11 protein-coding genes are annotated in these 13,767 nt (G+C 72.0%); 8 read left to right on the top strand and 3 right to left on the bottom strand.

What is annotated here, in order from left to right; all coding sequences use genetic code 11:
• Positions 1-3 precede the first annotated feature (3 nt).
• Positions 4-1,380, bottom strand: coding sequence for a PLP-dependent aminotransferase family protein (locus ABZ444_RS43470; protein WP_358010044.1), 1,377 nt, complete (start codon positions 1,378-1,380; stop codon positions 4-6).
• Between the two features lie 68 nt (positions 1,381-1,448).
• Between ABZ444_RS43470 and ABZ444_RS43465 the strand changes: the two genes are divergently transcribed.
• Entirely contained in the window at positions 1,449-2,315 is an 867-nt protein-coding gene (locus tag ABZ444_RS43465) for a DMT family transporter (RefSeq protein WP_358010043.1), read from the top strand.
• Between the two features lie 31 nt (positions 2,316-2,346).
• A complete protein-coding gene (locus ABZ444_RS43460; protein WP_358010042.1) occupies positions 2,347-3,996 on the top strand; it encodes a fumarate hydratase in 1,650 nt (549 codons plus the stop codon).
• Between the two features lie 82 nt (positions 3,997-4,078).
• On the opposite strand, the gene ABZ444_RS43455 is transcribed toward ABZ444_RS43460, so the two are convergent.
• Together ABZ444_RS43455 and ABZ444_RS43450 are read right to left on the bottom strand one after the other, a co-directional pair.
• Positions 4,079-4,267, bottom strand: a complete 189-nt coding sequence (locus ABZ444_RS43455) for a DUF5999 family protein (protein WP_352327892.1) — start codon at positions 4,265-4,267, stop codon at positions 4,079-4,081.
• A gap of 463 nt (positions 4,268-4,730) precedes the next feature.
• Positions 4,731-5,402: a CHAP domain-containing protein gene (locus tag ABZ444_RS43450; protein WP_358010041.1), complete on the bottom strand. Its 672-nt coding sequence runs from the start codon at positions 5,400-5,402 to the stop codon at positions 4,731-4,733.
• Positions 5,403-5,743: 341 nt separating this feature from the next.
• Here ABZ444_RS43450 and ABZ444_RS43445 point away from each other — a divergent pair, with 341 nt between their 5' ends.
• The 6 genes from ABZ444_RS43445 to ABZ444_RS43420 all read left to right on the top strand — a co-directional run bounded on the left by ABZ444_RS43445 (position 5,744) and on the right by ABZ444_RS43420 (position 13,763).
• Entirely contained in the window at positions 5,744-6,352 is a 609-nt protein-coding gene (locus ABZ444_RS43445; protein WP_358010040.1) for a superoxide dismutase, read from the top strand.
• A gap of 70 nt (positions 6,353-6,422) precedes the next feature.
• Complete coding sequence (locus tag ABZ444_RS43440) at positions 6,423-7,532, top strand: serine/threonine-protein kinase (protein WP_358010039.1); 1,110 nt, start codon at positions 6,423-6,425, stop codon at positions 7,530-7,532.
• 35 nt (positions 7,533-7,567) lie between these two features.
• The gene (locus tag ABZ444_RS43435; protein ID WP_358010038.1) at positions 7,568-9,283 is read left to right on the top strand and encodes a protein kinase; all 1,716 of its coding nucleotides are present in this window, start codon (positions 7,568-7,570) and stop codon (positions 9,281-9,283) included.
• A gap of 87 nt (positions 9,284-9,370) precedes the next feature.
• Positions 9,371-10,768, top strand: a complete 1,398-nt coding sequence (locus tag ABZ444_RS43430; protein WP_358010037.1) for a class II fumarate hydratase — start codon at positions 9,371-9,373, stop codon at positions 10,766-10,768.
• Positions 10,769-10,843: 75 nt separating this feature from the next.
• Complete coding sequence (locus ABZ444_RS43425) at positions 10,844-11,596, top strand: 3-hydroxybutyrate dehydrogenase (protein WP_357974593.1); 753 nt, start codon at positions 10,844-10,846, stop codon at positions 11,594-11,596.
• Between the two features lie 196 nt (positions 11,597-11,792).
• Positions 11,793-13,763: a GAF domain-containing protein gene (locus ABZ444_RS43420; RefSeq protein WP_358010036.1), complete on the top strand. Its 1,971-nt coding sequence runs from the start codon at positions 11,793-11,795 to the stop codon at positions 13,761-13,763.
• Positions 13,764-13,767 lie beyond the last annotated feature (4 nt).

The raw sequence follows: 13,767 nt of genomic DNA, 5'->3' as shown, positions 1-13,767 counted from the left end.
GCCTCAGTCCATGATATGTCCAGACATTCGGACTTTTAAGCCTTGCACGGCCTCCGCCGCCTGATGCACCGGCAGCCGGGCGAACCCGACCACGACCGCCGGCGGGCCGGGCGAGAACCGCATCGGCGCGACCGGCTCGGCGGCCAGGCCGACGCCCTCGGCCGCGCGGACGACCCGCAGCTCGTCCCAGCCGTCCGGCAGGTCGAGGTAGACGTGCAGCCCGGCCTGGATGCCGCGGACGCGGATCTCCGGCAGCTCCTCGGCCAGCGCCCCGACCAGGGCGTCCCGGCGGCGGCGGTACTCCCTGCGCATGCGCCGCAGGTGTTTGTCGTAGCCGCCCGTGCGCAGGAAGTGGGCCAGCGCGTACTGCTCGATGACCGGGGAGCCCAGGTCGAGCTCGCTCCGTGCGCGGCGGATCGCCTCGGCCAGGTGGGCGGGGGCGGCGACCCAGCCGAGCCGGAGGCCGGGCGCGAGCGACTTGCTGACGCTGCCGGTCAGGATCACCCGGTCGGGGGCCAGCCCCTGGAGGCAGCCGACCGGGTCGCGGTCGTAGCGGAACTCGGCGTCGTAGTCGTCCTCCAGGACGGTCCGGTCGCCCGCGCAGGCCCATTCCATGAGCGCGGCCCGTCTGGCCGGGGAGAGCACGACGCCCGTCGGGTACTGGTGTGCGGGCGTGACCAGCGCCGCGTCGCCCTCCATGGCGCCGGTGACCAGGCCCTCGCAGCCCACGGGCACCGGCACCAGGCGGGCCCCGGCCCGTTCCAGCAGCGGGACCTGGCGCCGGCTGGTGGGGTCCTCGACGACCAGGCGCAGGCCGCCGCGCCGGGCCAGGACGTGCAGCGCCAGGCTCAGCCCCTGCGCCACGCCGCCCACGACGACCAGATTGTCGGGATGGACGTCGGCCGCCCTGACCCGCCGCAGGTAACCGGCCAGCTCCTCGCGCAGCTCGGGGACGCCGCCGGGGTCGCCGTAGTCGAGCGCGTCGGACGGCACGGTGGCCAGCACGTGCCGCAGGGCCGACGACCACCGCTCCCGAGGGAAGTGCCCCAGATCGGGGGACGTGGCCCGATGCCCCTGGTACGGCCCGCAGGCGCCGCCGTCGGCCACCGGCCAGGGACGGGCGGACCGGACGGCGCCCAGCGGGGCCACCTCGGTCCCGGCCCCCACCCGCGAGACCAGGAACCCCTCGGCCACGAGCTGCTCGTACGCCTCCACCACCACGCCCCTGGAGACCTGGAGGTCGGCGGCGAGGTCGCGGGTGGCGGGCAGGCGGGTGCCGGGCACGAGCCGCCCGAGGCGCACGCCCTCGCGCAGCTCGGCCGCGATCTGCCCGGCGATCCCTCCCGCGTCCCGATCTATCTGGATGTGCAGGTCGGCCATATTGGTCCTGTCATATAGCGGCCTATTGGACTGTTTATACGAACCATTGTCTCCCTACGATCCTGCCCATGAGAAACGGAATCGCCGGCGCCGCCACCGCCATGTTCCTGGTGGGCACCCTGGCCGGAGTGTCCGGCCTGATCGGCTCCTATCCCGTGTACGGCGGCCAGGCCGTGCGCTACCTCGCCGCCGCGGTCATCCTGCTGGTCGTCACCAGGGCGCTCGGCCTGCGCTTCGTCCGGCTGACCGGGCGCGAGACCCTGTACCTGGGCGGGCTCACCCTGCTCGGGCTGGTGGTCTTCAACGTCTGCGTCGTCGAGTCCACCCGGGCCTCGGGGCCGGCGCTGGTGGGCACCGTCCTCGGCACCGTGCCGCTGGCGCTGGCGCTGGCCGGCGGGCGTCCGGCGCCGCGCCTGCTGGTGGGCGCGTCCGCGGTGGTGGCCGGCGCGACGCTGGCGACCGGGCTGGGCAGCGGGAACCCGACCGGCCTGCTGTGGGCGCTCGGGGCGCTGGTGGGCGAGGTGAGCTTCTCCATGCTGGCCATCCCCCTGCTGCCGAAGCTGGGGGCGATCCGGGTCTCGGCGTACTCGACGGCGCTGGCCGTGCCCATGCTGGCCGTGGTCGGCCTGGTCCAGGAGGGCGCCACCATGTTCAGGACGCCCACCGCGGCCGAGACGCTGGGCTTCGTGTACCTGGCGGTCGTGGTCACGGTCATGGCCTTCTTCCTCTGGTACACCTCGCTGCCCAGGCTCGGCCCCGGGACGGCCGGGCTGTTCGCCGGGCTCATCCCGGTCGGCGCCATCGTGACGGGGCTCGCGCTCGGCATCGCGACGCCGAGCGTCTACGACCTGGCGGGGGCCGGTCTGGTGATCGCCGGCATCCTGGTGGGGCTCACCGCGCGGCGCTCGCCGGAGCCCGTCCCGGCCCCGGGATGACCACCTGACGGGGGGCGTACCCTCTATGGACATGGACTTCGACTACACCGATCTGCTTCCCCTGGGCGCCGATGAGACCGAGTACCGGCTGATCACGTCGGAGGGGGTGCGGAAGGTCGAAGCGGCCGGGCGTACGTTCCTGGAGGTCGACCCCGAGGCCCTGCGGCTGCTCACCGAGACCGCGGTCCACGACATCTCCCACTTCCTGCGCACCTCGCACCTGGCGCAGCTCCGCAAGATCGTCGACGACCCCGAGTCCAGCGGGAACGACCGGTTCGTCGCCCTCGACCTGCTGAAGAACGCCTCGATCTCGGCGGGCGGCGTGCTGCCGATGTGCCAGGACACCGGCACCGCCATCGTCATGGGCAAGCGCGGCCGCCACGTGCTGACCGACGGCCGCGACGCCGAGCACCTCTCGCGCGGCGTCTACGACGCCTACACCAAGCTCAACCTGCGCTACTCCCAGATGGCCCCGCTGACCATGTGGGAGGAGAAGAACACCGGCAGCAACCTGCCCGCCCAGATCGAGCTCTACGCCGAGGACCCCCACGGCCACGCCGACGAGTACAAGCTGCTGTTCATGGCCAAGGGCGGCGGCTCGGCCAACAAGTCGTTCCTCTACCAGGAGACCAAGGCGGTGCTCAACGAGAAGCGCATGCTGGCCTTCCTGGAGGAGAAGATCCGCTCGCTGGGCACCGCGGCCTGCCCGCCGTACCACCTGGCCGTGGTGGTGGGCGGCACCTCCGCCGAGTTCGCGCTCAAGACCGCCAAGTACGCCAGCGCCCGCTACCTCGACTCCATCCCCACCGAGGGCTCGCCCTCCGGGCACGGCTTCCGCGACCTGGAGCTGGAGGCCAAGGTCTTCGAGCTGACGCAGAAGCTCGGCATCGGCGCCCAGTTCGGCGGCAAGTACTTCTGCCACGACGTGCGCGTGATCCGCCTGCCCCGGCACGGCGCGTCCTGCCCGGTGGCCATCGCGGTGTCGTGCTCGGCCGACCGCCAGGCGCTGGCCAAGATCACGGCCGAGGGCGTGTTCCTGGAGAAGCTGGAGACCGACCCGGCCCGCTTCCTGCCGGAGACCACCGACGAGCACCTGTCCGACGACGTCGTCCGCGTCGACCTCAACAGGCCGATGCCGGAGATCCTCGCCGAGCTGACCAAATACCCCGTCAAGACGCGGCTCTCCCTCACCGGCCCGCTCGTCGTGGCCCGCGACATCGCGCACGCCAAGATCGCCGAGCTGCTCGACGACGGCGGCGAGATGCCCCAGTACCTCAAGGACCACGCGGTCTACTACGCCGGCCCGGCCAAGACCCCCGAGGGTTACGCCTCCGGCTCGTTCGGCCCCACCACGGCCGGCCGCATGGACTCCTACGTCGAGCGTTTCCAGGCGGCGGGCGGCTCGATGGTCATGCTGGCCAAGGGCAACAGGTCCAGGCAGGTGACCGAGGCGTGCCAGAAGTTCGGCGGCTTCTACCTGGGCTCCATCGGCGGTCCGGCCGCCCGGCTGGCCCAGGACTGCATCAGGAAGGTGGAGGTGCTCGAATACCCCGAGCTGGGCATGGAGGCGGTGTGGAAGATCGAGGTCGAGGACTTCCCCGCCTTCATCGTCGTCGACGACAAGGGTGACGACTTCTTCACCGACCGCACCGGGCCGGTGCTGAGCATCGGGCGCAGGTAGGGCCCGAGCGCGTCGAAGGGTGCCGGGCGGCGGTCGAAGCCCACCCTCGGCACCGGACGACGGGGGGTTGCCCTCGGGCGTCTCAGGCGGCGACGGGGGCTCGGTGGGGGGCGACGACGCTGCCGTCAGGCAGGAGCAGACCCGTGTCCTCGAACAGCACCACGCCGTTGCAGAGGAGGCTCCAGCCCTGGTCGGGGTGGGCCGAGATCACGTGCGAACGCTCACGGTCGGGCGAGTCCGCACTGGGGCATACGGGAAAGTGACTGCACATCATCGCGCACCTCTCAGATGGCGCTCCTGCTTCCTGATGTTCAAAAGGGCAACTGTCGCCCCGACGGCGTGCGAAGGTCCAGGGTGGCGCCGACCGGCTTCTTCGGCCGGCGACGAACCTGTGTCTGGCGCATCTCCATCACGTCCTTCAACTTCTGTCGTCAGTGGTGGAACTTCGGCGTCCTACCCAGTCTCAGGGCCGGCACCGACAGTTTCAGCTGCTCGCGGGTTCTCGCCTGCGCTCATGTCCTAACCATGCCCCCGTCCCCTTTCGGCACCCTTACATCTTGCTGACGGCGTGCCGTGGTTCCTGTCATTCAGCCTGCCGTACGCCGGAAAGTGCCCTACTAGGCATCATGCACATTTATCGGGGAGAGGGGTGTGCCGAGCGTCACAGTCGCTGTGACGTGCGGTAATGCCACAAAGCGCGCATCCCGGGCAGGAATGCGCGCTGTGTCGATGTGTCAGGCGGCGTAGGACGGGTAACCGTAGCCGACGACCTGGGAGGTCGGCCGGACGCGCTCCTCCACCTTGCCGTTGCCGGTGTTGCCCTCGATCGTCGAGATGGTGCCGTCACCGTTGTCCTTGACGACGAAGCCGACGTGCTGGATGTCGCTCAGGCTCTTGCTGCCGCTCCAGGAGAAGAAGACGACGGCGCCCGGCCTGGCCTCGGTGCCCCAGCGGTCGTTGGCGGCGAACCACTTGGCGTGGGCCACGGTGTAGGCGTCCCAGCCGACCTGCGGGCGGGCGCCGGTCTCCTCGCCGACCCAGGAGACGAACATCGAGCACCAGGCGGCGTTCAGGTAGTCCTGGCGGCTGCCGCCGTCGCGGGCGACGGTCTCGCCGGCGCGCTGGGAGTCGGCGTACCACTTCTGGAACTTGGTGCCGCCGCCGTTGGCGTCCTCGGAGGTGCCGACCTGGGCGCGGGCGGTCGCCAGCACCTGGGCGGCGGTGACGTTCACCCGGCCCTGGGCCGAACCCTGCGCGGCCGACTGCTGAGCGGCGGTCTGGGCGGCGGTCCGGTGCGCGGTCTCGGCGTTGACGGCGGCAGTGGCGCCCAGCGCGGTCGCGGCGATGGTCGCGCCGAGAGCGAGCTTGGCGATATGGGACGTGGTCATCATGGCGTGCTTGGCCATCGGGGGGTGCTCCTTTGCTCACCGTCCGCGCATGAGGCACGGCGGGTCACAGGTGTGAATCCTGCGATGGGTGATGACGACAGATCTGCGGGGGCGCCTCGACACGGCTGCCCTGCCGTCGCGTACAGATGGGTACAACAGCGCCCTGACCTGGGTAATTCCCACCCCAAGAAATCCCCACAGGACGCCTGTGCGCGGGCGGCTCATGCCGCCCGCGCACAAACTGGACCCAACTGACTCTCGCCACGATGCCAAGGCGAGACCTAGGTCGCAAGTCTGATGCACTTGCGAACTACTTGCAATAGTGTCCTCCAGAGATCTACTTCGAGAGGACGGAACCCATGGGGGACTACACCCTTCCCGACATGCCCTACGACTACGGCGCGCTGGAGCCCGCCATCACCGGCGAGATCCTGGAGCTGCACCACGCCAAGCACCACGCGGCCTACGTCAAGGGCGCCAACGACACCCTCGACCGCCTGGCCGAGGCCCGCGAGGGCGGCGACTTCGGCAACCTGGTGGGCCTGGAGAAGACCTTCGCCTTCAACCTGTCAGGCCACGTCCTGCACTCGATCTTCTGGGAGAACCTCTCCCCCGACGGCGGCGACCGCCCCGACGGCGCGCTCAGGGCCGCCATCGACCAGCATTTCGGCACGTTCGAGGCGTTCCAGAAGCAGCTCACCACGGCCACGGCGTCGGTCCAGGGCTCGGGGTGGGGCGTGCTGGCCTGGGAGCCACTGAGCCGCAGGCTGGTGGTCGAGCAGATCTACGACCACCACGGCAACGTCGGAATGAACACCACGCCGCTTCTCGTGTTCGACGCGTGGGAGCACGCTTACTATCTGCAGTACCGCAACGTGCGTCCGGACTACGTCGAGAAACTGTGGGGCCTCGTCAACTGGGCAGATGTGGCCCGGAGGTTCGCTGACGTAACGAGTCAGGCGGGTTGACTTAAGTTCGCAACAATTTATCGGCCCCGCCTCTACTGGTCGGTTTACACAAATAGGTAAGCTGCCTGGCATGCGTGCGCCCTCCGGTTACCTTCTCGCCGCGCGCTATCGGCTCGTGGAGCCGGTTGGTCGCGGCGGCATGGGCACCGTTTGGCGGGCGCATGACGAGTTGCTCGACCGCGACGTGGCGGTGAAGGAAGTACGGCTGCCCACCGTCCTCGACGAGGAGCTGCGCGCGGAGTTGTGCGCCCGCACCGAGCGCGAGGGCAGGGCGACCGCGATGGTGGCCCATCCGTCGGTCATCACCGTCTTCGACGTCGTGACCGAGGACGACCGTCCCTGGATCGTGATGGAGCTGCTCCGGGCCAGGTCCCTGGAGCAGCTCATCCAGGAGCACGGACCGCTCCATCCGCGCCGGGCCGCCGAGATCGGCCGGCAGATCCTCGGCGCGCTGCGGGCCGTCCACGCCAAGGGCATCCTCCACCGCGACGTGAAGCCCAGCAACGTCCTGGTGACCGAGGACCGCGCGGTGCTCACCGACTTCGGCCTGGCCGCGCTCGAAGGCGACGTGTCCATCACCCAGGCCGGCATCGTGCTCGGATCGGCCGGTTACATCGCCCCGGAACGGGTTCTCGGCTCCAAGGCCAGCCCCGCGGGCGACCTGTGGTCGCTCGGCGCGACCCTCTACACCGCAGTCGAGGGCCGGGGGCTGCACGGTCGCCGTACGGCCGCCGCCGCGCTGGCCGCGCTGACCAGTGGCGAGCCGATCCCGATGAGCAAGGCGGGCCCGCTGGCGCCCGTGCTCGACGCGCTGCTCAGGATCGATCCACAGACCCGGCTCGACTCCGTACGGGCCTCGCTCATGCTGGCCCGGGTGGCCGCGGGCGGCTCGGCGGAGGAGCCGCTGGCCCCGCGCCGGCCCGTACGCCCGGTTCCCGTGGGCACCTCACCCCCTTTCGCGCGCAGGCCCGCGCACCGCGGGCTGCACAGGGCGGAGGCCACCGCCGCCACGCTGTCGGTCCCGCCGCCGCGCCAGGAGCGCAGGCCGGGTGAGGGCGTCCACCGCAGGCGGGTCGAACCACGTCCAAGTCCGTCCACTTATGTCCGTTTCAAGGCTGCGGTGATAAAGTTGTTCCTTCCTCGGCGGTTCTGGCCAAGAGAACTTCGCAAGCGAGGGTAAAGCACTTCCCAAGCGAGAATCGATATCTTCTTCTCATGCCGGAACAGCAGACACGCCTGCTCGCGGAGCGCTACGAGCTCATCGCCCCGCTCGGCCGGGGCACGATGGGGACCGTGTGGCGCGCCCGCGACCGCGCGCTCGGGCGCGAGGTGGCGGTCAAAGAGATCCGCCAGGACCAGGGGCTCACCGAGGACCAGCGGGCCGAGCTACGCGAGCGCATGGTCCGCGAGGGCCGCATCGCCTCGCGGATCAACCACCCGTCCGTCGCCGCCATCCACGACGTGCTCATCCAGGACGACAGCCCCTGGATCATCATGGAGCTCATCGAGGCCCGCTCCCTGGAGCAGGTGATCGAGGAGGAGGGGCCGCTGCCGCCACGGCTCGTGGCCGAGATCGGCGTCGACCTGCTCGGCGCGCTGCGCGCCGCGCACTCCCAGGGCATCACGCACCGCGACGTCAAGCCGGGCAACGTGCTCATCACCGAGAGCGGCCGGGTGGTCCTGACGGACTTCGGCATCGCCAAGGCCGAGGGTGACTCGCGGCTCACCAAGACGGGCATGGTGATCGGCTCGCCCGGGTACACGGCCCCGGAACGTGCCAGGGGCGAGTACACCGGGCCCGAGTCCGACATCTGGTCGCTGGGGGCGACGCTGTACTTCGCGGTCGAGGGGCGGCCGGCGTACGAGCGGGCCACGATCGCCGAGACGCTGGCGGCGCTGCTCAGCGAGAGCGCCGACCCGCCCACGCAGGCCGGACGGCTCCGGCCGGTGCTGAACGGGCTGCTCAACAAGGACTACCGGCAGCGGCTCAGCGCCGCCAAGGCGGAGACCCTCATGCGGATGGTCGCCGACACGCCCACGAGCGAGATGCCGGCGCTCACGGCGGAAGCCCTGATGGCCCAGGAGGCCGCGTTGCCCGACCCCTTCACCGACTCCGGCCCTCGACGTCCCTCCGGCCCTCAGGGGCGCCCTTCAGGAGCGCAGGAGGCGTACGGGGCGGGCGCCCCGCCCGTCTCGGGCCCGCAGCCGGTGCGTCCCGCCGGGGCGCGGCCTCCAGGGCCTCAGGGGCCGGGGCCCGTGCCGTCCGGCGCGCAGGAGCCCGCCCGGAGCCCGCTGGGGGCGCCGACGATGCCCCAGAGCACCGCACCCGGTCAGCCGCCGCAGGGCGCGCGCCCTGCGCGGCCGCCGCAGGCGGGCGACACCGGTGACGACGGCGACTTCGACCCCGATCGGACCGTCAGCGTCATGCGTCCCAAGGGGCCGTTCCCGCCGGGACCCGAGCAGGGCGGCGGCCGTCCGCCGCAGCGCCCCGACGACGAGGGGACCGTCACGACCAGGCACATCGCCTCGCCGCGGAGCGGCTCCCCCGGCCAGCAGGTCTACCCGCCGGCGCAGCAGCCGCCGCACGCCGCGCGGCAGCAGGGCCCGGGACAGCAGGGCCCGGGACAGCAGGGCCCGGGACAGCAGGGCCCGGGACAGCAGGGCCCGGGACAGCAGGGCCCGGGACAGGGCGGTCCGCAGCAGGGTGGCCCGGTGCCGGGCGGGCCCGGACAGAACCGTCCGGGGCAGCCGGTGCCGCCCGCCGCCGGCCCGCACCAGGGCCAGGGCCTCGGGACCGACCTGTTCGCCATCGCCGGGCCGCCCGAGAAGCCGCCGGCGGGCAACCGCAACGGCATGCTCGTGCTCATGGCCGTGGCGGCGGCCGCCGCGGTCGTGATCGCCGTCCTCATCGTGGCGCTCATCTCCAGCTGAGCGTGCCGCCCCCGGTACGACGGCCCGTCCCCGCCCGGGGCGGGCCGGCCCCGGACTGATCGCACGGCCGTGGGACAGACTGGAGTCATGAGCGAGTTCAGAATCGAACATGACTCGATGGGCGAGGTCCGCGTGCCGGCGGGAGCGCGGTGGCGGGCCCAGACCCAGCGGGCGGTGGAGAACTTCCCGGTCTCGGGGCGGCCGCTCGAACCGTCCCACATCGCCGCGCTCGGCCTGGTCAAGGCGGTCGCCGCCGAGGTCAACGGCGAGCTGGGCGTGATCGACAAAGACCTGGCCGAGGCCGTCGCGCAGGCCGCCGCCGACGTCGCCGACAACGAGCACGACGCCCACTTCCCCATCGACGTCTTCCAGACCGGCTCCGGCACCTCGTCCAACATGAACGCCAACGAGGTGATCGCGACGCTGGCCGAGGAGCGGCTGGGACGGCCCGTGCACCCCAACGACCACGTGAACGCCTCCCAGTCGTCCAACGACGTCTTCCCGACCTCGATCCACGTGGCGGCCGCGATCGAGGTGACCTTCCACCTGCTGCCCTCGCTCACCCACCTGGCCGACACGCTGCACGCCAAGGAGGCCGAGTTCGCGCAGGTGGTCAAGTCGGGCCGGACCCACCTGATGGACGCCACGCCGGTGACACTCGGGCAGGAGTTCGGCGGGTACGCCGCCCAGATCGACCACGGCGGCACCCGCGTGCGCACGGCGCTGAACCACGTACTGGAGCTGCCCCTGGGCGGGACGGCGGTCGGCACGGGCATCAACACGCCGCCCGGCTTCGCGCAGCGGGCGATCGCGAAGCTGGCCGAGGCGACCGGTATCCCCTTCCGCGAGGCCGCCGACCACTTCGAGGCCCAGGGCGCCCAGGACTCCATCGTGGAGCTGTCCGGGCAGCTCAAGGTGGTGGCGGTGTCGCTCAACAAGATCGCGAACGACCTGCGCTGGATGGGCTCGGGCCCGCGCGCCGGGCTCGGCGAGATCAACCTGCCGGACCTCCAGCCGGGCTCGTCCATCATGCCGGGCAAGGTCAACCCGGTGATCCCGGAGGCCACGGCCATGGTCGCGGCCCAGGTCATCGGCAACGACGCGGCGATCACCTTCGCCGGGGCCTCGGGCAGCTTCGAGCTGAACGTGCAGCTCCCGGTCATCGCCCGCAACATCCTGGAGTCGATCAGGCTGCTGGCGAACGTGTCCAGGCTGCTGGCCGACCGCTGCGTCGCCGGCATCACGGCCAACGTCGAGCGCCTGCGCGAGTACGCCGAGTCCTCCCCCTCGATCGTCACCCCGCTCAACAGGCACGTCGGCTACGAGGAGGCGGCCAAGATAGCCAAGCAGGCGCTGGCCGAGCGCAGGACCATCAGGGAGGTCGTCGTCGAGCGCGGCCACGTGGCCGACGGGACCCTGACCGAGGAGCAGCTCGACGCCGCCCTCGACGTGCTGTCCATGACCCGGCCGCCGACGGAGGGGTGATCCACATAGGTCGGCTCGCATCTATGTCGGCCGCACCCATGCGTCCCGGCGCGGCGAGCGCCTAGGGTTCGGAGTATGGCGAAGGAGCTGACTGGGCGGACCGCGCTGGTGACGGGGGCTGGGGGCGGCATCGGCGCCGCCTGCGCACGGCGACTGGCCGCCGCGGGGGCCAAGGTCCTGGTGGTCGACAGGCAGGGCGAGGCGGCCGGGAAGGTGGCCGCGGAGGTCGGCGGGGTCGCGGTGGTGGCCGATCTGAGCGATCCGGCCTTCGCGGCGTCGCTGCCCGACGAGCCGGTGGACATCGTGGTGAACAACGCCGGGTTCCAGCACGTGGCGCCGGTCGAGGACTTCCCGCCGGAGGTGTTCTCCACCATGATGCGGGTGATGGTGGAGGCGCCGTTCCTGATCGCGCGCCGGGTGCTGCCCGGCATGTACGCCCGAGGGTGGGGGCGGTTCGTGAACATGTCGTCGGTGCACGGGTTGCGGGCCTCGCCGTACAAGTCGGCGTACACGACGGCCAAGCACGCGCTGGAGGGCTTCTCCAAGGTCGTCGCGCTGGAGGGGGCGGCCCACGGGGTGACGTCCAACTGCGTGTGCCCGGCGTACGTGCGTACGGCGCTGGTCGAGGCGCAGATCGACGACCAGGCCCGGGTGCACGGCATCGGCAGCGACGAGGTCGTCGAGAACATCATGCTCCAGCCGGCCGCGGTCAAGCGGCTGATCGAGCCCGAGGAGGTCGCCGAACTGGTCGCCTACCTCTGCGGCCCGCACGGCTCCTTCATCACCGGCACCTCCCTCCCCGTAGACGGCGGCTGGACGGCCCATTAGTGAGCACGCGAGGGAGCGCCGGTGGCTGGAGGAGCGGCGGGAGCGAAGCGACCAGAGCGGGGGAAGCCACCGGCATCTGGCGACCGAGCCCGCCTCACGAAGTGAGGCCATCAAACGCAGGCGGCGGGAGCGAAGCGACCAGAGCGGGGGAAGCCACCGGCATCTGGCGACCGAGCCCGCCTCACGGAGTGAGGCCATGAGCACGCACTTCCTGGAGTTGTTGGCGCGGGAGGCTTCGGCGGTCGAGTTCGAGGGGCCGATCGTGCAGGCCAGGGCGCAGGGCGCCGATCCGGCCACGATCGAGGAGCTGGAGCAGGCCAAGGTCGAGGCGCTGAAGGTCAGGGCGCTGCTCAGGCGGCGGGCCAGGCGGGAGGCCGAGCTGTCGGCGCTCTACGACACCGCCGGCGACCTGGCCGCGCTGCGCGACCTCGACGCCGTGCTCGAAGCCATCGTCCACCGGGCCAGGCAGTTGCTCGCGACCGACATCGCGTACATGACGTTGCACGACCCCGAGCAGGGCGACACGTACATGCGGGTCACCGACGGGTCGATCTCGGCCAAGTTCCGGGCGCTCAGGCTGGCCATGGGCGCCGGGCTGGGCGGGCTGGTCGCGCAGACGGCCACCCCGTACGCGACCGCCGACTACTTCGCCGACGCCAGGTTCCGGCACAAGGGCCACATCGACGAGGCCGTCAAGGAGGAGGGCCTGGTCGCGATCCTGGGGGTGCCGCTGCGGCTGGGCCAGCGGGTGATCGGCGTGCTGATGGCGGCCAACCGCAGCGCCAGGCCCTTCCACCAGGAGGAGGTCTCGCTGCTGGCGAGCCTGGCCGCGCACGCCGCCGTCGCCATCGACAACGCCCGGCTGCTCCAGGAGACCAGGAACGCCCTGGAGGAGCTCTCCCAGGCCCACCGCACCGCCAGGGCGCACGGCGAGGCCGTCGAGCGGGCCGCGCTGGCCCACGACCGGATGACCTCGCTGGTGCTGCGGGGCGGCGGCATCGAGGACGTCGCCGCCGTGGTGACCGAGGTGCTCGGCGGGTCGCTGGCCGTGCTCGACGACCTGGGCCGGCCGATCACCGGCGACGTGGGCGAGCTGGACGCGGGGGTGTTCGAGGCGGCGCAGGCGTCCAGGGCGCTGGGGCGTACCGTGCGCAGGGGCGACCAGCTGATCGCGTCGGTGGACGTCGGCGGCGAGCCGTTGTGCACGCTCATCCTGCGCAGCGACGACGCCGACGAGCGCATCCTGGAGCGGGCGGCGCTGGTGTGCGCGCTGCTGCTGCTGTTCAGGCGGAGCGTGGCCGAGGCCGAGGGCCGGGTCAGGGGCGAGCTGCTGGAGGACCTGATCTCGCGCCCCGACTCGCCGGGCCTGGCCGACCGGGCCCGGCGGCTCGGCGTGGATCTGCGCGCGCCGCACGTCGTGGTGGTGGCCAGGCACGGCGGCCAGCGGGAACGGGCGGCGTTCTGGGCCTCCTCGCACGCCACGGTCCGGCACGGGCTGGCGGCGGGGCGCGGCGACGAGGTGGTGCTGCTGCTGCCGGGCATGGACGCGGGCGGTCTCGCCCAGCGGGTGGCGGCCGAGCTGAGCGCGTCGCTGCACAGCCCGGCGACGGCGGGCGCCTCCCCGGCCCGCCTCCCCGAAGCCTCGACCGGCGGCTCGACCGGCGGCTCGACCGGCGCGCCGACAGGCGGCTCAGGAGGGGGCGCGGCAAGCGGACCGGAAGGCGGCGCGGCGGGGGCGCGGGACGTCGCGGAGGCGTACCAGGAGGCGCGGCGGTGCGCCGAGGCGCTGCTCGCGCTCGGCCGGGCCGGCGACGGCGCGAGCCCCGCCGAGCTGGGCTTCGTCGGGCTGCTCGTGGGCGACGGCCGCGACGTGCGTGGCTTCGTCGGCCGCGTGGTCGGCGCGGTGATCGACTACGACGCCCGCCGCGGCACCGCGCTCACCGACACCCTGTCGGCCTACTTCGGCACGGGCGGCTCACCCTCCCGTACGGCCGAGGCCATGCACATCCACGTCAACACCGTCACCCAGCGCCTCGACCGGATCGGCAAGCTGCTGGGCGAGGGCTGGCTGGAGCCCGAACGCGCGCTGGAGATCCAGCTCGCCCTCCGCCTGCACCGGCTCGGCCACACATCCTCCCCACAGACTGTGGGTCCCGGCCCCATATAAGTGA

The sequence above is a fragment of the Nonomuraea sp. NPDC005730 genome, from assembly GCF_040630865.1.
Lineage (GTDB): Bacteria > Actinomycetota > Actinomycetes > Streptosporangiales > Streptosporangiaceae > Nonomuraea.
This window is presented reverse-complemented; position numbering and strand designations above follow the sequence as displayed.

Coding starts and splice junctions, on each gene's coding strand:
- ABZ444_RS43445 (WP_358010040.1), top strand. CDS start 5,744: ATGGGGGACTACACCCTTCCCGACATGCCCTACGACTACGGCGCGCTG.
- ABZ444_RS43420 (WP_358010036.1), top strand. CDS start 11,793: ATGAGCACGCACTTCCTGGAGTTGTTGGCGCGGGAGGCTTCGGCGGTC.
- ABZ444_RS43450 (WP_358010041.1), bottom strand. CDS start 5,402: ATGGCCAAGCACGCCATGATGACCACGTCCCATATCGCCAAGCTCGCT.
- ABZ444_RS43425 (WP_357974593.1), top strand. CDS start 10,844: ATGGCGAAGGAGCTGACTGGGCGGACCGCGCTGGTGACGGGGGCTGGG.
- ABZ444_RS43465 (WP_358010043.1), top strand. CDS start 1,449: ATGAGAAACGGAATCGCCGGCGCCGCCACCGCCATGTTCCTGGTGGGC.
- ABZ444_RS43455 (WP_352327892.1), bottom strand. CDS start 4,267: ATGTGCAGTCACTTTCCCGTATGCCCCAGTGCGGACTCGCCCGACCGT.
- ABZ444_RS43440 (WP_358010039.1), top strand. CDS start 6,423: ATGCGTGCGCCCTCCGGTTACCTTCTCGCCGCGCGCTATCGGCTCGTG.
- ABZ444_RS43470 (WP_358010044.1), bottom strand. CDS start 1,380: ATGGCCGACCTGCACATCCAGATAGATCGGGACGCGGGAGGGATCGCC.
- ABZ444_RS43435 (WP_358010038.1), top strand. CDS start 7,568: ATGCCGGAACAGCAGACACGCCTGCTCGCGGAGCGCTACGAGCTCATC.
- ABZ444_RS43460 (WP_358010042.1), top strand. CDS start 2,347: ATGGACTTCGACTACACCGATCTGCTTCCCCTGGGCGCCGATGAGACC.
- ABZ444_RS43430 (WP_358010037.1), top strand. CDS start 9,371: ATGAGCGAGTTCAGAATCGAACATGACTCGATGGGCGAGGTCCGCGTG.